This window comes from Sporomusa sp. 246TCP1 (assembly GCF_057319775.1).
Window position 1 is genome coordinate 2,525,378 of sequence record NZ_CM170492.1, and the last position, 18,481, is coordinate 2,543,858.

The window sequence follows — 18,481 nt, forward strand, 5'->3', positions numbered from 1 at the left end:
AATGTTCCCTTCTTTCAAAAAATTCAGGAGATGAACCTGTTATTATTATATCAAATGCATTTAGTTCAGTAGAAATATCTTATTCCTGAGGACAAAGCATCCGGGCCTCTCAACCTACCGAAATCCATATATCCCCGTAAAGCTTCTCCGGAAAAAGCTACTGAAATATCATTCGCAATAACAGTTCTAGCAGGTGCCATTACAATCCTTTAAAAATTCTACCCATGGGTGTAGTAATTTCCGTAGCAAAAACATACTCGTCACCAACTATCATTTCTCAAAATAACCGACCAAGATCAAAAAGCCTTTTCCGCAACAACTGCGAAGAAGATTTAATATCTCGGATATCAGTAGCCAAGACACAAGAATACGAAGAGTCGATTACTACAATATTCATTAATTCTTCACCCCCGGTATTACCAATATTGGCGAGCCACACTTCGGACTGTTTGTACGTATGACCTAAACACTTCCAAAAATCACTATTCCATAGTTTCACATACATTCATGCCCCGGCGATGTAAATGCCATACCGCCTCATACAACTGCTGGCTGTACTCCTGGGGATCAATCCATAAGTCCTCCAGATGCTGTTCAGCCTCTCCAGTATATTCCATCCCCATAAAGAACATGAGGAGCATCAGCCAATCCTAACTGTGATGCAAACCATAAAGCCGTTGCCAACCCATACGCCCAGAGTTTCTTCCAGTCTTTCATATACTCCCCCTGCTCATGTAATATCGATTATTACTTATTAAGATTCGGGACCTTCGTCCCATATCCTGTATAAAATAACCAGAAAAACATAATTTTGCATCATTTGTAAAATTATTCGAAGTCAAAGAGAAAATTAAAGTTCCTACCGCAAAAAAGCCGCCGGCATCACCAGCAGCCTCCTTGCAAGAACTGTACCACTGTCCCAAAGGCCATTAGCCCGACCAGTCAAAAGACCGACAGCAGCAAACTGTGGTCGTCACAATAGTGGACGCTCGGTCGGTCATCCCGGTCCAGCGCGTTCCAGTAACAAACCCACAGCCCGGTCTCCACCCGCCACCATCTCACCAAATAGACCCACATACCCATGCACCTCCGCTCATCGGCAGCGGCTAGACTTCGCTTTTACCTTTTACGGTCATTTCATCGGCTACAGCTTTTATGAGCAAAGCCCCGCTGTGCTCTTCGATCACAACTTTATCACCGCTCTGAAAGCCAAGTTCCTGGAGCCATTTGCCTTGCAAACGGATAAGCGGCCACCGGTCTTTACCATTGAGGTATGTATAATAGACTGTCAAAATACGTGAGGTTTCCCTTTCACTGGACAAGTATATACCCCCTATCGCAAGCTGCAGCAAGGCCCTTGATCATGGCAAGCACTTGCCGGGCAGCTTTTTTATAGGGGGAAATTAAAAAGCACATGCGAGGTTTTTATACCCTACACATGCGCTTTGCTTCATCGTCTGCTAAATCCCCAACACCAATAAACCGGAACATAACCGGCCTCAACAGAAAAGCGGTTAAGAAATATGTAAGCGAACGCTTGCCCTTCCGTTGACAGTGTATTGGGAATAGGCTTAGTCTCCTGCTGCATGAAGTCGCACAGTCTGTCCTCGCCCTGCCGGCATCTCCGTTACACTCTGCGCGTCGCTTGTTTTCAAACGGGCAACGTTGTATAATAGAAATGTCGTCGTGGACAGCTTGACTGTTACGTGTAGGTAGTGTGTGTACCTGCGGGAGCCTGGAAGTGCTCCAACACTTTCAGGTCACGGCGACTTTTTCATTTCCACCTATTTCTAATTATAGCTCATTTCAAACGAATTGCAAGTAAACTAAGCCCTACAGGCAGGGATTTTTTCTCGACTGCTTGCATATTTTTCCGTCTATGGGTATAATATAAGAAAAGGACTGACGTGTTAGTAGCACGTCAGCCCCATAGGTTGTCTAACCGGAAACGGTTAGCCTCGGTTTTGATTATTTAAGAAATAACCGCAATCCTTGGCAGGGGCGGTTATTTCCGTTTTATGTGCGCACTGTTCTTGAACAATCTGCTCCGAAATGAGCAATAAAATCAAGCGGAATGACAGTAAATCCGAATTTTGCACTCCAATAAACAGGAGAATATCCTGTAACGGACTGGATACCGGCAGACCGGCCCTAATACTCCGACGTGCGTTATGAGAGGTATCCTCATGGGGTACGAAGCTCGGTGAAGTCGGCGAAACGCAGACCTGCGAAGCGGTTAGCAAAGTAGTCGGGGGCTATAAAACGACCATGTTTACACACCAGGAACTTCCGTATGTACGGCTCGTAAGAAATGAGATTTCTAAATGAAGAAGTCTACTCCCCAGTGGAGTCCAATCATGGAAATGAAGATATAAAACTTGCATTTCTGTCCCATATCAGTAAAGGTATGGAGTTTTTCATCCTCCGGTAACGGATAAAGAAACGGTTGGCGGGTTACAGGAAGGGACTAAAGTCGTCATGTAAAGCCAGAGTGCAAGAAACAGTGGAACTCCAAAAGAGAATGTAAACGCTGATACCAGCAAATGTCTCTAAGCAAGAGGAAATGCTTGCTGAATTCGGAGGGCGGCAGCCCGTAGTAGTGATGAAGCGGAGTAATGACCGTGGAGCAAAGGGGCATAGTCAATCCTTATCGCATTTTTCCAAACAGCCTGTCAGGGAAGGCGTGGCCCATACCTGACATGAAACCGGCAGGCACAATCCATGAAAAGGAGGAATGCCGGCCTGGAACAACAATCTGACTATCCCATCCTTAAACCACCAACTGATGAAATGGGATTGCAACACATTCTGGATCAATTGTATGCGAAGACAAGAGCAGTTCTGGAACAAAACAGACTGCCCAAATTTCACAGCCTGCTTGAATTAATCTCATCATCGGTGACCATTCAGACGGCATTTCACAATATTAAATCTAACAAAGGCGCAGACACAGCCGGAACAGATCATCTCACTATGAGGAATCTTTTGGAACTTCCCTACCCGCAAGTAATTCGTACAATACAACAATCATTGGAAGGTTATCATCCAAAGCCAATCCGCAGACAATACATTCCTAAACCGGGAACCCGCCAAATGCGCAAATTAGGAATTCCAACAGCAACTGACCGTGTGATCCAAGAATGCGTCCGTATGATACTAGAACCCATTCTGGAAGCACAATTTTTCCCGCACTCCTATGGGTTTCGCCCCTACCGCGACACCGCCATGGCTATGGCCCGTACAACTACCTTGGTGCACAATACAGGATATTCCTGGGTTGTAGAGGGTGATATCAAACAATACTTTGACACAATTAACCACACCAAACTAATAAAACAACTTTGGCATATGGGCATTCGTGACCGCCGCGTCCTCATGATCATCAGACAAATGCTCAAAGCTGGCGTTATGAACGAAATTGCGGTAAACCCAATGGGTACTCAACAAGGTGGTATTATTTCACCGTTGCTTGCCAATGTCTACCTCAATAGCTTCGACTGGTTCATTGCTAACTCCTGGGAAAACAAGCGTACTAAAACAAACTATGCTTATCCACGGGGACGCATTAGAGCGTTGAAACTGCGCAGCCATTTAAAGCCGGCGTATTTGATCCGCTATTGTGATGACTGGGTACTGATTACCGATACAAAGGTCAACGCGCAAAAATGGAAACAGATCATTCGTAATAAGCTTGCCACTCATTTCAAGTTGACTTTATCGGAGAAAAAGACCAAAATAACCAATCTCAAAAAGAAGTCCATTGATTTTCTGGGGTTTACTTACAAAATCATAAAATCAACGAAAGCGAGATTTGGTTACATTACCCGCACGAAACCCAATATGACCAGGTTAAAAACCAAAGTCAAAGAGATTGGACAACAAATTCGCCAGTTGTGCACCCATTCAGAGGCAGAACCAAGCGTTAAGAAAATTGAGCTGATTAATAGTAAAATACGGGGTATTATCAACTACTATCAGACGGCTACTCAAGTCATTGCCGCTATGAAGAAATATGCGTGGATTCTGGGCTATCTGTCTTACCGTGAAATGTACAAACTGGGTGCAAAGAAAATCCCGGCTAATCAAACAACCAACCTGCACAAGGTTCACCAAAAGTACAATAGCCACATACCTGCAGTCTTCATTAAAGATCAAATCATCGGACTCACATCATTGCTGTTTTGCCATTGGAAGAAACCGGAGCTGAAAAACCAAAAAGAAATACCCTATTTGCAGCAAGGGCGTAGTTTATATCAGACGCGCACCGGTAAAACTCCGCTTCTTCCTCGTCAAGATGAATTACTCTCTGTTCATCTTAACCAAAGGCTAGGAAAATGTCAGCACAGTTCCCAATATACTTTCGAGTATTTTCTCAACCGTGCTTATGCTTTGAACCGGGATAAAGGGAAATGCAGGGTTTGCGAAAAAACATTGGCCAAAAATGATATTGATTTCCATCATGTTCGTCCTCTATTGCCTGCTTATAGGCTAAACCGGGTATCTAATCTAGCCAGTGTCTGCAAAATGTGTCACGACACAATTCATTCAAAACTGCCGCCGAAAAATACTGCGAAGATCAATCGCAAAATTATAAGGATGAGAGAAAAGCTGTCACTGGAAAGTCATAAGGATTTGATGGAGCGCCGTATGAGGCAAAAGTCTCACGTACGGTGCGAAACAAGGGAAAAGGGACGCCGAACGGCGTATAAATGCGTGCGCGGACGTCCCTTACCTATTGTTGCGATTAAAACAACAAGTGTTGCAAATGCTATCATCAGATACATTGCCTCAAATATTGTCATCATACCACCCCCTTTCAAAAAGGGTGTGGCCAACCGCTCCCTTGACAACCTTACGCTTATTATAGCATATTCTTCCAGAGCGAACAGGAAAATTTTTAGCTTTAACCAGAGTAACCGCACCGCCTTCTCAACACGAGGGCGGCCTTTTTATTTCCCCGCCGCGCAGTTCGCGGCTCCCTTGCTGCCGCCGTGGCCGGTGCTCTCCCTCTGCCAGCCAGACTATAGCAAACAAAACAGGCTTACGATGTGCGGCCACATGGGTTTAGTGGCTGCTCATCGTAAAACTACCTTGAGCATTTGTACAAAATATGAGGCACCATTTTACCTCTGTACAACTGATTAAAGTTCTTGAAGACAGACATACCAAGTTTCTCCGCAACATGTCTGGAATGGAAGTTGTCAGGTCTTATCTGAGCAGTTAACTCTGAAATATTCAAATTGAAAAAAGCATAGTTTTTACAAGCATTTGAGCTCTCAAATGCTAAGCCTTGGTGCCAAAATGCCTTGTTGAATATGTATCCAATGCCAATATAGTCTTCATCATCTGCGTTCTCTGCAATTAGCCCACACATGCCAACCAAATCACCAGTACACTTTTTAATTACAGCCCAATAGCTATAACCATCTCTATCGTATCTCATAATGTTTTCATTAATCCAAGCACGAACTTCCTCATCAGAAAAAGCATGCTCCCATGCATACATAACTTCAATGTCTTGTAAAATTTTTGATATTTCCAGATAATCATCGATTGTAATTATTCTAAGGATTAATCGCGGTGTTACAATGACTATGTTCTGCTCCATAACCAACCATCCTTATTTAAATGATTCTAATTATACCACCTATTGTAAAGGGATTTTGTCAGTAAATGTGCACTTTCTAAGCTAATATATAGTCTGGTTAGAACACGCTATATATTATGTTAAATTGATTTCAACATAATAATTCGAATACCCAACATTTCCGAATAATGAGATCGGCGGCCTGTTCAGGAAGAATGTTTGATACATCCACTTTATATGTGCTTAACTTATCGTAAAGGGGTAAGCGTTCTATGCTTCTGCAAATTACATCTTCCGTCCGAATGCCGGCATCGACAGCCTTTCTCAAACGAGTTTGTAATGCTTGTTCACTGCACACTAACGATATCGAATAAACCTTGCAGTTCGTCGTGTCAAGGCGTGAAATGATCTCGTCAATAATCGTTTGAATGTGCATGACCCAGCAAAATACAATATTTTCATAAGCAGAACACTTGATGAAGCTATTCAAAAGGAAGCCAATATTCTCCATTACCATTTGCTTTGTTTCTTCGGTTACTTGAAATGGGTGCATATCCCAGCACCAATCTCCGTCAAGAAATACGCTGTTATTTAGCTTGACCTTAATGAGTTGGCAAGTAGTTGTTTTTCCTATTCCCATTGTCCCGCCAATCAAATAAATTTTTTTCATGTTCAAACCTCTAAATTTCTATATTCATTGTGCCTTAAACCATGCATGTTAGGCTACTTTTATTCTACCGCAATCCGGTAATTGACACCATCTCTATCTTCTCAAGCACCCCGTACTGCATCAACAACAAGTAGCGACTATGCCATGTCCTCCGGCTCGGGTGCGACTAATCAGCGTTTGGTGAACCCATTCTGCCCTGTAATGTACAGGAGAGGCTACGAACGACAAAATAACGGCGTTAGACCCAAAAAGCAAACCATTGACCGCTGCCGACGCGAGTGTCAATGGCTTGCCTGCGTTGCTATTCCATTGCCGGGCCAGGTTCAGCCGCCCGGTGTTTGCACCGGCGGAGCAGTTGCCGGCGTTTCCTGCTCCCGGATACAATTCTCCCCTTCCGCTTCCACCGCCTCAATCCGCTCCATATCCGCCGGCGGCGGGCCGTACACTGTTTTTAATATCATTTTTTCGTGACCTCCATCCTTTCGACGCAATTACACATCTGGTTGATTGCGTTGGTCAGCTCGGTCAGGCGCTTTTCCAGTCTGACCAAAAGGTAGAAGGCCACTACCATGGGAAAGCCGTACGTCGCCGTCAAACGGGCCATTTCTTCCATGACACGACCTCCTTATCATTACTTCAGTTCATTGATTGCCAACTGGCGGATTTGCGCTTCCTTGGCGGTCACCAAATCGCCGCTGGTACTGGAAAACACATTTTTGGCAATAATAGTGGCCATTACTGTCTGTACTGCGGCCAGCGTCAGACCCTCTTTGGGGTCTTTTACCGCCACGGTAACCTCTTTGCCGCCAGTGGTGGCAAAGATCATTTCCAACGTCTTTTGTATTGGTATCAGCCATCGCTCTATCCTCCCTTCTTCCTGGCTAACGCCTGTAGTTTTATTGATTGACCAGGCTGGCATTATCCACACGGGCAATATCCGCAACCGGATAAGACTGCAGCCCCATCAGCGCCTGAGCGACATCGAACAAATCCTGATCGGTCGCTGCCGATTTGGCGGTATAGTTCCGGGTCACATACGCCGGACTGCCGCTCGTGGTCACGCCCTTTTGCAGCTTAACGGCAATCGTGCTGCTCTGCGGCATTTTCACTACAACCATCGTTCTCCCTCCTGACCAATCTGCTCCGCCAGCGTATCCCAGACCACGCAGTCAATGGCATCCATTTCTTCCCGTACCCTGGTTTTAAAATTTACCGTTAGGGAAAAAGAACAAACTGCCTTGCCACTCATTGTATAGCGCATGTCCAGGTCCGGGGACAAGCTTCCTACCAGAAAGACCTTATTCATGCCAGCCCCCCCTTGTTGTCCACATAGTCACAGGCTCTACTACTATTATTGGTTTACGTTTATAAATAAAGTTTACGTTTAAATAATGTAACCAGGTTGCCAACCATTATGGTTGACAAAACGGCTTTACCAAGACCAAACGCGGTTTATCCACAAGGTTATCAACAGATTTATCCACAACTTTGGCACTCAAGGACTGCAATTCATAATACGGCGCTGACCGGCCGGAGCGGGGCGTATAAATGAGCAGACCGACCGCCACCAGCTCGCTCCTGGCCCGCGACAGCGTTGTATAGCTGTAGCCCAAAAGGCCTAACAGATGCATCAGCACGCCCCATAGCGCCTGTCGCCTCATGGCTCAATTCTTCCTTTCCGGTCGCTCCGATCAATCATGAAACACCACTACATTAAAGTTTTAGAAAATGCAGTTTCTGCCGCGTTGTTGTACGGTTGTTGTAAAACTGCTATGAAAACGAAAAAAGAGCTTTACGAAAATCTCGTAAAACCCTTGAAATATCAATGGTGACCCCGGCAGGATTCGAACCTGCGGCCTTTTGATTCGTAGTCAAACGCTCTATCCAGCTGAGCTACGGAGTCTTTTTTATTATTACAGCCTTCATTTAAAAACCGTAAGCCAGTTTCTGTTTTAGGAAATTATTTATCTAACGCAGGAACTGCGTTCTCCCCTTCGGTTTGATTCCCTATAGGAAGTTCCCCTACCAAAATTCGGGTTTCTGCCTCGTGGAGTTTACCACTTTTCACTAGACTGTCGCCAATCTACTCATTCTCTGTGCACTTTAGGGCTACTTTTGGCTACGTGAGTCAATTTTGCCGTCGTCAGAGCATTCGCCCTGCCCCACCTTGCAATGGGCACGAACATTACGACCATCTCAGGTCGTGGCAGTCTGGACTTTCCTCAATACTACAATATGCAGTACCGCAATTTCCCGTTTTTAAAAAAGGCTGGAATTTTTTTGAAGCAATCTCCATAATCGCAACCAACAGCGACATTTATATATAATATCACACGTTTAATAAACTGTCAACATATTTTTTTAATGATTAACCCTTTTATTCCTTCTTCTTATCTTGTCAGACTTTCCTTGCTCATCTCAAACCAAATGGTTTTAAAGCTTTAATTGGTGTGCGGCCAATTAATTGCCCCCCTCCTGGGCTTTCTACAAGGTAAAACTCGTTCTGACTACCAGCGTATACCTACCGAACCGACAGGTATACAAGTGCGCGGCTTCTGCAACCACGGGGTTGCACTCCGTTCTGACATTCCGCCTAGATAGGAAAACTCCGGCGTAAATCCGAACATGTATACAAATTAAGAGGTATTTTACTGCAATAAAATACCTCTTAATTTGTGAACTTGCTTATTAATTCAGCCTCAATTTTGTTGGCAAACTCAACTACCAAGCCTTGTTCACCTGCTGTAAGAATTCTAACGCCGTCCAAATCTGTCACCTCATATTTCAGTAACTACCTTTTGACCCACAAAAGCTCCTAATCGATTACTCCACATCTGGCCTAGGCCCCTTGTAATCTCCAAGGGGCCTTACTTCTTTTCGAATAACAGACCTCATCGTAAGGCTGGTTTCACGCTTAGATGCTTTCAGCGTCTACAATAACTTACTATTGGGAGTTATTAAAATTCCCCCCAGTTCCACCCGCTTTCTATCTTGAAATAGTGGAACCTCTACAGTAATACGCCGCTCTCTACGAGAATAACCCTTGATAAATTCCTCCAAACCCAATAAAGGTCCTTCAATAATTTTAATTTGATTGTCATTCTTCTCAACTTGACTGATTTCAACAATTCCTTCACTACCCATCAATTTTTGGATTAGCTCTTTTTCTTCAGAAAGTATGGGTATTAATGAGCCCGCACTGTAAACCAACCAACCAATACTCATTTTATGTAGTAGACAATCAAATGCCTGAATGTTTTCCCGGTTAATTGATACAAATAAATAGCCTTCAAATAACGGCCTTATTATACTTATAATACGTCCCCTTTTCCTCCAAATGACTCTTCTTTTCGGATTAATGATTTCGCATTCAGAATACAATTTTTTACAAATAGATGAAGTTATGTCCTCCCTGCCAGAAATGGTACGCAAAACATACCACTCTTCCATATTTTTACCTCCCATAAAAGAGCAAAAATTGTTACCATTATTTTTTATTTCAACAAATTTACTATTTTACCTTTATTTTGCAAAAGCAAATTCGGACATTCTTTGATTCTTTGCACTACATTTTGACACATCACCAACGATTACTAATAAGAAAACCCTATGAATCGTTCAGTTTCAAAGACTGAATATCTAAACGCAATTCGGTTTTCACAGGATAAACGATTGAACACATGTAGTTACCAATCGTAAAAGAGATGGCTTTGTACTGAGCAAAATTTTTATAGTAACTCATAATAAAACTATCACAGAGCTCAATTCTTGATATCTCAAAAATTTCAAATGGGGTCGTTAGACCGGTTTTAATAACCTTAGACAACGCTTCCTTAGCTGTCCATAAAAGAATAAGTCCTGTTTCATAAGACAGTGAGAGTACCTTTGATCTAACCATGCCTTTTTCGGTCTCTGTTACTTGCCTTTCTATAACATCAGCTTTTTCAGAATCAATTTTTTCAATATCTATCCCCATAGGATGGGCTTCGGGAAAGGCAATCGCCGCCCCATAGTCCTCACAATGGGTAATACTGACTTGAATATTTTGCTTGCCGGATACTACAATTGGCTGGGTAAATATACCGGATTGAATACAAATATTTGTCAAATTTTCTTCACCAATTAAGGTTGCTACTGCCTGTTTAGCAACAAAACGCCCCATAAGATAGCTTCTGATCCGTCTTTCAAATTTCAACGTGTTATAGTACCTGCGTTCTTGAATATTCAAGTGCTGAATTAACCCTTCATACTCCGTTTTTCCCGAAAGATTACAGCAGCATAAGGCTGCCCTAAAAGTCTGCTCAAGTCTAATTAGGTCCACCATATCGATATAAATATTATTACCATGCATTTTATGTACCTCCCTTGCAGGTTTTATCATAAAGTATCACCATCAATATCGAATAACGCAGTAGCAAATACTCTCACGGCTATACCTCATAAATAGCATTTTTTAAAAAAGTTTGAACTATTTTATTCGGGACAAACCTTGGCAGTTACTTGCCAAATAAAGAGATAATCCGTTCCTTAACCTCCGCCTAATGAAACCGGACATGCAAAATGATAATGTCCGGTCCTGCAGCCATTTTCAGCCACAGATCATACTACGGTTCAATATTTTGTCCGCCACTCCACCCCCCGTCATTTGTGCGTGAATCCCTTGAAAATCGGCGTCAAAACAAAATACGTCCAGCTAACCTTCCAACACTATTATGGTAATTGACTTCTCGCATAGAGCAAATACTTGCTGTCATTCCTCAATTAACTGGTCATTAATAGTGTTATTGGCCTCTGGACGATAACTTTTCAGAAAACAAACTGGTGTAGCTACGGTTTTCATCTCCTTAATAATCTTTTGGTTTCAAATAATGCTCGGCATGCCTATTTTTACTTTATTTAAAATTCTCCATAATCTATCGGTAAAAATGAAGTGTTCCCCTTCTTCTTTAACAAACCGCATTTTTTTCATATCATTTAACACCTTGAAATATAATTCATCCGTTAAATCAGTATCATAGTATTCAAAGAATCTTTTATAGACAAGCTCCTTGAAATCTTTTAAAGATCGATTGGTATATAAAATTCTGTATAAGACAAATCGTTCATAGGCTTGTTGTTGACTCAACCGAATACCACTCAACGCTGGTGACCGTTTTTCATTGATAGCGGAAAAGTATTCTTCAATATCATGAAAATTACAACCTTCCCCTTCGTCAAGTAACGTTCCGGCACTGGCCCCTATTCCGATAACCCGTGTTTCTGTGGAATTGTACTTATGTGGAAAAGAACCCTCCCGATGATAAAACATTGGATACTCTTCTCTTAAAAACTGATTCAATGTTAGAGTATTTTCTGCTATGGCGTCATACTGTAATAATCTATTAAAATGAGATTGAATCGTTATTCCTTCTTTTTTCCCAAGTTCTTCCCCTAAAGGAGTATGTTCGGCAATCCGTAGAGGAAACATGGTCACTTGATGCGGACTTTCTATTTTACACAATTCCCGCAAATCCATTTCCAAATCGCCCCTAGATTGTCCAATTAAGCCATAGATCATATCAGTATTTACTACAAAACCGTTTTCAAGCAGCAAATAAATTATTTTCCTGGCCTTTTCCGAAGTGTGGGCACACCCCATCTCCTTTAATAGACGGTCATTAAAAGTCTGTATTCCTAGACTAACCCGGTTAAAGCCGCAATTTTTTAAAGCTATTATTTTATCTTCAGTTAATGTTGATGGATTTGACTCAAAAGACAGCTCGGCTCCGTTTGCAAAGGAAAAACTATTGAAAATAATCTCAGAGATTTTCTTAATATGATCAACACTAAGCAAAGAAGGTGTGCCTCCGCCAAAGTACAATGAACTAAATATCGTTGATTTAATATATGGCGTATCTTTAACAGAAATGATTTCCTTTTCAACAGCATCAAGGTATTGAGCTACTACCGCAGGATTATATAGATTTGTATAATACGGACAATACTCACATCTGGTAGCACAAAACGGAATATGTACATATAATACATTCTTATTGGCAGGATATTGGTTTTTATTTTTAAAAATCGTTTCGCGAAGATTAGTTAATGCTTTTCTTTCCCAGTCGCTTTGTTCTAAACGTGAACGTATACTAAATATCTCTGTATAACTTTTTTGGGAAAAATCACTTAGAAATTTTTCCATATCTATTCCATCTTTAAAAATCATTTTTTAACCTCGCTTTCTATAATACAACATGTTAAAGACTTTTGTAGGTAGGTGGTGTATTGTCAATGCATCATCACCTACCTGTGCCTGCAAACTTCTTTACTGTGGAATGTATATATGTAATTTATCTAAAAATAACTTAATACAATTGTTTACTTCCTCATATTTTTCAATAAACGAAGCATGCCCACAATTTGACAAAAGATAATGAGAGGAATTTTTAATTCCAGCGACAATTTCCTCTTGAAAAGCCCTTGGAAAAACAAAATCATTTTCACTACTCATAACCAACGTAGGGACTGATATCTTTTCTAAAACGGCTGCCAAATCCGGACAATGTTTAATAGCTTTTAATAATAATTTGAATGACTGACTATTTTGGTTGTATTCCGCATAATTTTGAAGTATGATATTCTCCACATCAGAGACTTTCTCAAGGTATTCCGGCGAATGGTTCCATGGATAAATAAACTTAAAAGCATTCTTCAAACTTGCCCCATCATCTAAAAGTGACAATAACCCGCCAATCATTTTTTCAATATATATATTGGTTTTAACTCCGGAATTCAATAATATTAAACCATCAACACAATTTTGAAATTTGTACGTAAACCAAAGGCTAATCATTCCTCCCACGGAATAACCAATTACGTACATTTTCTCATAACCCTCTGTTTCAACAATAACTTTAATTTCATTTACTATGTCTTCAAAACCAAATTCTTCTTCAGTCTTTTCAATCGAACCACCTACGCCGGGATAGTCGACAAATACTAATTTGTAATTTTTTCGGAAATAAGGATATCGCTGTTGTTTAATCCAAGATTCGTTGCCGATGTACAAACCATTGAGAAATAAAAGGCATTGTTTGGAATTTGGATTACCGCCGACAAAATAGCTTATTATTCGTTTTTTACTATCTTTAAACTTTTGATCAATGTCTATTTTCATTATTTTCACCACATCCTGACTAGGCACATTAAGCCCACAAACCTCTTTAACACCAGTTCACCTCTCTTTGATAGTTTGAATAAACCCACCGTCAATAACGATGTTTGAGCCAGTTACTAGAGTGCCACTATATCTTGCTAAGAAAGAAACCAACTGCGCAATTTCGTCAACGTCAGCATATCTGCCCAGAGGAATTCTTTGTGATGATGTCGGATCTTTATACCATGGCGACTGTTTAATTAAATCCGTTGCCACCGGTCCGGGCGAAATAGCGTAATAGTTTATTGGGTCATGAGTTTCACGACTCATTTGTTTTGTCCATTCGATAAGCATCGCCTTTGAAACTGCATAAGCTAACTGCCCTTTTCGCGGTCTGATTCCGGATATGCTGCATAAATTAATAACTGTAGCCAATTTTGAAGATTTTAGTTTATCTGTAAAAGCCTTATAAACCGCCAAGACACCAAAGTAGTTGGTACAGGCAACCACCTTCCAGTCTTTCACCTCAATTTGATTAATGAGATTATCTTTTAATACACCTGCATTATTAACAAGTACATCCAACTGTCTGAATTTGTAATTTTTTACAGCATCAAAAATCTGTTCATTTTCGGTAACATCAAATTCTATTATTTCACCCTCTCCGCCAGAACTGGCAATGTCTTCCAATAGAGGCAGCGCACTTTTTTTATTACGGCAACAGATACATACGTAATAACCATCGACAGCTAATTTTTTGCTTATCGCCGCGCCAATCCCCCTATTGCCTCCCGTTATTAAAGCAATCTTCTTATCCATTCAAGTTTTCCTTTCAAATTGATAATTCCCCGGCAGTTATATATGTTTTCTTTTCTTGAAAGAGCTCCAGTAATAATGATTCTAATTTTGCCCAATAATTTTTTCGGTTCACTTCAATTAAGTTAACATTGACTTCCTTTTTAGCCAACTCTAGCGCGGCGACTTTCGACATTGCCCTTAACCCGGCACTAAAACAATGCATTATACGAATATCTTCTGGTTGGCGGCACATATTTCTTGCCAGTTGCGTGGTGTCTAAAAACCATATCTTTACCTCTCGATTACGAATGACAGGCAAATAAATCATTTTTATAAAAAAAAAGGTTTTTTGCAAAAGATTATCTATTTCTTTTTCCACGTTACGAGCCTCGTTAAATAGGTTATTTATCAACGGACAAATGACAATATTATCAATCGGCATAAGGTCTGACACTAGTTCCTGTATCAAGTTTTCTTCAAAAACATCGATAAATTTTGTGGTATCCTTGGCAAAAGGACTATTTTCCCCATCCGCCAAATCTCGATCCACTAAATTGAATATTCGAAAATCTCCTGTTTGTTTGAATGGTAATTCATAGTCCCCTATAGCATCACCTAAAAACACGTACAACATTTTCATTTTCATTTTATTAATCCTCATATTTATTTTTATGAAAATTTTACCAAATTAAAGACTTTACCTTATACTCCTTAAGCATCTTATCAAATACTTCACGTTCAGTCAGTTTGTGATACGGAGATTTACTTACAATAAATTCATTGGCAAAAAAAATGATTCCGCTGGAATCAAAAGAATAAATATTGCTGACCATATCATCGTTTATAGTAACACATTCCACGAATACTTTTACTTTTCCTGATGGAGGATGCGCTTTATAAAACTCTAGTTTTTTCCCGCCAGTAGGCAATCTGCCAATCAGATTAATAATCCGGGAAAAAAACACCGTATATTGTAGACAAGAGTCATTGCCAAGCGGCGAAGTAACAAAACTTTTCTCTTGACCGCTAATATAATTCTTCTCTTTACCAAGGCAGTCATATTCACCAATAAAGCATGTTTTATCCTCGCTGACGGCAAAACGGGCAGTTGAACTTTGGAAAAGCGGACCCAATGACGGAAAATATTTGGCGTAATATTGTTGTTTAGGCAACTGATAATATGTGTAAGTAAGATCAGGCAAAATAAAATCGTGTTGCTTAAGTGGCACAGTAGAAAGTACCACTTTGGAAGTGACATTAACTCTTGACCCTATTACCATATTAGATTTATTTATTCGTTTCGAAATAATCTCAATGTCGAATTCTATAACACTATCTCGTTTTGTCACCTGATTAAACAAAAATTCTACATCCAACGACTTGCCTGGAGTCATAGCCAACGCACGTAAAATAGAAAAATCAACAAGCTGTACCGGTTTTAAATTTGTTACATCTAAATTCAAATAATACTCACAATAATACAATGCCGTTTCAAACAGAAGTTCCATAATCATAGTCGCAGGAACAAACGATTCAGTGCCAAAAACATGATCTTTCAGGTAAATGTGATAGGAAGAATCTATTCTCATTTTTAAGCTGATTCCTTCCTCATGGTTACCATGAGCTTGTACCTTGTTTCTTAGATGCGGATATCTATCAGCAAGTAATGTCCGATCAAGAGACGGCTCTGGAAAGTTGTTTACACTATTCATCGCACATAAGTCTCCTCTAAATTTTTTATTTGAATTTAGCATATAATACCGATGTATTTTGCCCGCCGAATCCGAAACTATTAGATAGCGCATACTCCACCTTGACTTCACGGCATTGATTCGGTACATAGTCTAAATCAAGATCGTGGTCGCTTTCCCGCCAATTTCTTGTAGGATGAACAACGCCCTCATTAATGCTTTTTATGCAGACAATACCTTCTATTGCCGCACTTGCCATAATGGAATGACCAATCATTGATTTTGTGGATGAGATTGGGATTAAATAAGCATAATTTTTAAATGCATTTTTTATGGCTATTGTCTCTGTCATATCATTCATTTTTGTCGATGTGCCGTGAGCGTTTATGTACCCCACATCTGCCGGATTAATCTTGGCCATTTCAAGGCATGCGTTTATTGTCGCTGTACTTGATTTCGCTTCCGGATCCGGATCAGTTGAGCGGTATGCGTCGCTAAAATATCCGTATCCCAAAATTTCCGCTAAAATATTGGCGTCTCTTTTTTGGGCCGAATCAAGGCTTTCAAGTACTAAAATGCCGCAACCGCTTCCCATAACAAAACCATCCCGGTTGGCATCAAATGGCCTGCAAGCGGTTTCAGGATCAGGGTTACGGGTAAGTGCTTCCAGTCGGGTAAACCCGATCATACTGCTCAAATCAAAATTGTATGCACCTCCGGTGATGGCTATGTCAATATAGCCATGCTTTATTTTCAAGAAAGCTTCCCCGATAGCGTTGTTTCCGGACGCGCAAGCCGTAGCTATACTCAATTGCGGACCAGTTATATTATAGTTTCGAGCAACAAAATGGTTAATTGAATCGCAATCATCAAATAGTTCCTTTTTACCAATTTTAGCCGTATTTAGAAGCGTATAATACTTATCATTATTAAAACCACTGTTATCTGTTGCTTCTTTAAGTAGCGGTGCATACTGATCAATATACTGGATCAGACTTAGTTTCCGATCAGCAATGCATGTTGCAATATGGTCGGTTGATTCCATACGGCGGGGATCAAGATTTGCTTGTTTTAACCCTTCACGAACCGCAACAAAAAAACTTTTCACACTGTCATCTTCCGGGTGTTGAGCAAACAGTTCCTGGTCGTCTTGAATTAATTGATCAAAATTTGCCGATGGTAAGCCTCCTGCAATTTGAACTATCTCACCTCCGATGTTTTTGTTGTTAATTTTTGTGATGCCATTCTTGTTTTCTAAAAGGGAGTTCCATAATACATTAACACCAAAACCAAACGGAGCTACGGCTCCCATTCCCGTTACCACTACTCGTCTCATCTTTTTTCCCTCTTTTTAATAATTAGACTGCAAATCTCTCCCAAATAACTGAATGCATTAACTAAACATATGTTATTTTCATTCTCCACCATTTTGTACTTAACGTATTTCAGTTCACTATCCAAGAAAAGACTATCAGCGTAAACAAGGGGAGCAACAATATCAGCCTGAAGCGCCAGACAGGCAAAAGCCACTGAAATGGCTCCGGATGCGGCAAGAGTATTCCCAATATAGGATTGTGCCGCAGTTATAAACGGACTTTTCCCAAATACGTTTTTAATAGCTGCGGCTTCGGCTAAATCCAGCCGGGGAATGCCACAAGCACTGGCTTGAATAAAGTCAATATCACTATAACAAATCCCGGCCATTTCCAAAGCATTCAACATGGATTTTTTGAAATGTTTTGCAATATCGTCCGGATTATGTAAGCTTGTGAGGTGAGGTATGTAATGATTTGCATAGCCGATGATTTCTCCATAAACCCCAATTTCTCTAATTTGGGCTTCATTTTCGTTCTCAACTATAAACATGCAGCTGCCTTCACTGCAAAAAAATCCTTTGCTTTCGCAACAAAACGGCTTAGAATCATCATCTGATTCACAAACAAGTCCTTCCTCACTCAATCGGCAAAAATAGTCGGCAAAGATTTCATCTTCACTTCCACCGCAAATCACTCGGGTCACCCGCTCATCTTTCACAGCCAAAAACGCTTCGCCTATTGCCACAATTCCGCTATTCAATCCATTCACCAGACTGTAGTTCAAGCCTTGGATTGAATTTTGAATTGATATTTGCCCTGCCGTAGTATTGGGCAATTTGCTAAGCATCCATAATGGAGGCAATAAACGATAACCGGTATTGCCCAATTTATCATAATCAATGGCGCCATCACAATTGACGCAAGACCCGATTGCTTCTCCCAACGTTTTAAGGCCTTGAGTAATTCCGGCACCGATAATGAGTGCATTTTGCCGGCTGTCTTTACTTATTTGCTCTAATGATAATTGTGAATCACGCATCGCGAGTTCTGCCGCTGAACAGCCATTTATCGTTTGTTTACTAAAATACCTGATTGATTTTTTATTTTTTATAAAATTTCCCGGGTTATAATCAGGTATATGACCATAATTATAGGCAGCAGATTTTTTCGCACCAATAACAGCGCTCCTTCCTTCTTGCATCGCGGCTAAATGATCGTCAGTTCTTATTCCAATTGGACTCAACATTCCGATTCCGGTAACTACCGCCTTTTTGCTCATTAGCT

22 protein-coding genes, 1 tRNA gene and 1 other RNA gene are annotated in these 18,481 nt (G+C 40.7%); 1 reads left to right on the top strand and 23 read right to left on the bottom strand.

Annotated features, from left to right (window positions below; all coding sequences use genetic code 11):
• Positions 1-482: 482 nt before the first annotated feature.
• The 3 genes from AC1ECB_RS12085 to AC1ECB_RS12095 all read right to left on the bottom strand — a co-directional run bounded on the left by AC1ECB_RS12085 (position 483) and on the right by AC1ECB_RS12095 (position 1,322).
• Positions 483-617 (bottom strand): hypothetical protein, encoded by a 135-nt coding sequence (locus tag AC1ECB_RS12085; RefSeq protein ID WP_485668922.1) that lies wholly within the window; start codon positions 615-617, stop codon positions 483-485.
• Entirely contained in the window at positions 595-717 is a 123-nt protein-coding gene (locus AC1ECB_RS12090; RefSeq protein ID WP_485668923.1) for a hypothetical protein, read from the bottom strand. Before AC1ECB_RS12090 ends, AC1ECB_RS12085 begins: the two co-directional genes overlap by 23 nt.
• A gap of 389 nt (positions 718-1,106) precedes the next feature.
• A complete protein-coding gene (locus AC1ECB_RS12095; RefSeq protein WP_485668924.1) occupies positions 1,107-1,322 on the bottom strand; it encodes a SymE family type I addiction module toxin in 216 nt (71 codons plus the stop codon).
• A 1,399-nt stretch (positions 1,323-2,721) separates the two neighbouring features.
• Between AC1ECB_RS12095 and ltrA the strand changes: the two genes are divergently transcribed.
• The gene (ltrA, locus tag AC1ECB_RS12100; RefSeq protein ID WP_485668925.1) at positions 2,722-5,145 is read left to right on the top strand and encodes a group II intron reverse transcriptase/maturase; all 2,424 of its coding nucleotides are present in this window, start codon (positions 2,722-2,724) and stop codon (positions 5,143-5,145) included.
• On the opposite strand, the gene AC1ECB_RS12105 is transcribed toward ltrA, so the two are convergent.
• From AC1ECB_RS12105 to AC1ECB_RS12200, 20 genes are all read right to left on the bottom strand, one after another.
• Positions 5,087-5,608: a GNAT family N-acetyltransferase gene (locus AC1ECB_RS12105; protein WP_485668926.1), complete on the bottom strand. Its 522-nt coding sequence runs from the start codon at positions 5,606-5,608 to the stop codon at positions 5,087-5,089. The two genes, ltrA and AC1ECB_RS12105, sit on opposite strands and share 59 nt — an antisense overlap.
• 130 nt (positions 5,609-5,738) lie before the next feature.
• A complete protein-coding gene (locus AC1ECB_RS12110; protein ID WP_485668927.1) occupies positions 5,739-6,257 on the bottom strand; it encodes an AAA family ATPase in 519 nt (172 codons plus the stop codon).
• A gap of 323 nt (positions 6,258-6,580) precedes the next feature.
• Positions 6,581-6,718, bottom strand: coding sequence for a hypothetical protein (locus tag AC1ECB_RS12115; RefSeq protein ID WP_485668928.1), 138 nt, complete (start codon positions 6,716-6,718; stop codon positions 6,581-6,583).
• A complete protein-coding gene (locus AC1ECB_RS12120) occupies positions 6,715-6,870 on the bottom strand; it encodes a YvrJ family protein (RefSeq protein ID WP_485668929.1) in 156 nt (51 codons plus the stop codon). The genes AC1ECB_RS12115 and AC1ECB_RS12120 overlap by 4 nt, the downstream gene beginning before the upstream one ends.
• Before the next feature lie 18 nt (positions 6,871-6,888).
• Entirely contained in the window at positions 6,889-7,176 is a 288-nt protein-coding gene (locus tag AC1ECB_RS12125; RefSeq protein WP_485669327.1) for a DUF2922 domain-containing protein, read from the bottom strand.
• Entirely contained in the window at positions 7,154-7,375 is a 222-nt protein-coding gene (locus AC1ECB_RS12130; protein ID WP_485668930.1) for a DUF1659 domain-containing protein, read from the bottom strand. Before AC1ECB_RS12130 ends, AC1ECB_RS12125 begins: the two co-directional genes overlap by 23 nt.
• Positions 7,366-7,563 carry a single-stranded DNA-binding protein gene (locus AC1ECB_RS12135; RefSeq protein ID WP_485668931.1) on the bottom strand — a complete coding sequence of 66 codons (198 nt, stop codon included), beginning with the start codon at positions 7,561-7,563 and terminating at the stop codon, positions 7,366-7,368. Before AC1ECB_RS12135 ends, AC1ECB_RS12130 begins: the two co-directional genes overlap by 10 nt.
• A gap of 106 nt (positions 7,564-7,669) precedes the next feature.
• On the bottom strand, positions 7,670-7,918 hold the full coding sequence (locus tag AC1ECB_RS12140) for a hypothetical protein (protein WP_485668932.1): 249 nt from the start codon (positions 7,916-7,918) through the stop codon (positions 7,670-7,672).
• A 165-nt stretch (positions 7,919-8,083) separates the two neighbouring features.
• A tRNA-Arg gene (locus AC1ECB_RS12145) sits at positions 8,084-8,160 on the bottom strand.
• A 28-nt stretch (positions 8,161-8,188) separates the two neighbouring features.
• Positions 8,189-8,518, bottom strand: an RNA gene (gene rnpB / locus AC1ECB_RS12150) — RNase P RNA component class B.
• Positions 8,519-8,764: 246 nt separating this feature from the next.
• A complete protein-coding gene (locus AC1ECB_RS12155; protein WP_485668933.1) occupies positions 8,765-8,884 on the bottom strand; it encodes a carboxyltransferase domain-containing protein in 120 nt (39 codons plus the stop codon).
• Positions 8,885-9,188: 304 nt separating this feature from the next.
• The gene (locus AC1ECB_RS12160; protein ID WP_485668934.1) at positions 9,189-9,707 is read right to left on the bottom strand and encodes a transcription termination/antitermination NusG family protein; all 519 of its coding nucleotides are present in this window, start codon (positions 9,705-9,707) and stop codon (positions 9,189-9,191) included.
• Positions 9,708-9,864: 157 nt separating this feature from the next.
• Positions 9,865-10,608 (bottom strand): 4'-phosphopantetheinyl transferase family protein, encoded by a 744-nt coding sequence (locus tag AC1ECB_RS12165; protein WP_485668935.1) that lies wholly within the window; start codon positions 10,606-10,608, stop codon positions 9,865-9,867.
• 510 nt (positions 10,609-11,118) lie between these two features.
• Positions 11,119-12,462 (bottom strand): coproporphyrinogen-III oxidase family protein, encoded by a 1,344-nt coding sequence (locus AC1ECB_RS12170; protein WP_485668936.1) that lies wholly within the window; start codon positions 12,460-12,462, stop codon positions 11,119-11,121.
• A 99-nt stretch (positions 12,463-12,561) separates the two neighbouring features.
• A complete protein-coding gene (locus AC1ECB_RS12175; RefSeq protein ID WP_485668937.1) occupies positions 12,562-13,413 on the bottom strand; it encodes an alpha/beta fold hydrolase in 852 nt (283 codons plus the stop codon).
• Positions 13,414-13,470: 57 nt separating this feature from the next.
• On the bottom strand, positions 13,471-14,211 hold the full coding sequence (locus tag AC1ECB_RS12180) for an SDR family NAD(P)-dependent oxidoreductase (protein ID WP_485668938.1): 741 nt from the start codon (positions 14,209-14,211) through the stop codon (positions 13,471-13,473).
• A gap of 13 nt (positions 14,212-14,224) precedes the next feature.
• Positions 14,225-14,836, bottom strand: a complete 612-nt coding sequence (locus tag AC1ECB_RS12185; RefSeq protein WP_485668939.1) for a hypothetical protein — start codon at positions 14,834-14,836, stop codon at positions 14,225-14,227.
• 34 nt (positions 14,837-14,870) lie between these two features.
• Positions 14,871-15,902 (bottom strand): hotdog family protein, encoded by a 1,032-nt coding sequence (locus AC1ECB_RS12190; RefSeq protein WP_485668940.1) that lies wholly within the window; start codon positions 15,900-15,902, stop codon positions 14,871-14,873.
• A gap of 25 nt (positions 15,903-15,927) precedes the next feature.
• Positions 15,928-17,217, bottom strand: a complete 1,290-nt coding sequence (locus AC1ECB_RS12195; RefSeq protein WP_485668941.1) for a beta-ketoacyl-[acyl-carrier-protein] synthase family protein — start codon at positions 17,215-17,217, stop codon at positions 15,928-15,930.
• Positions 17,214-18,476, bottom strand: coding sequence for a beta-ketoacyl-[acyl-carrier-protein] synthase family protein (locus AC1ECB_RS12200; protein ID WP_485668942.1), 1,263 nt, complete (start codon positions 18,474-18,476; stop codon positions 17,214-17,216). The genes AC1ECB_RS12195 and AC1ECB_RS12200 overlap by 4 nt, the downstream gene beginning before the upstream one ends.
• Between the last annotated feature and the right edge of the window lie 5 nt (positions 18,477-18,481).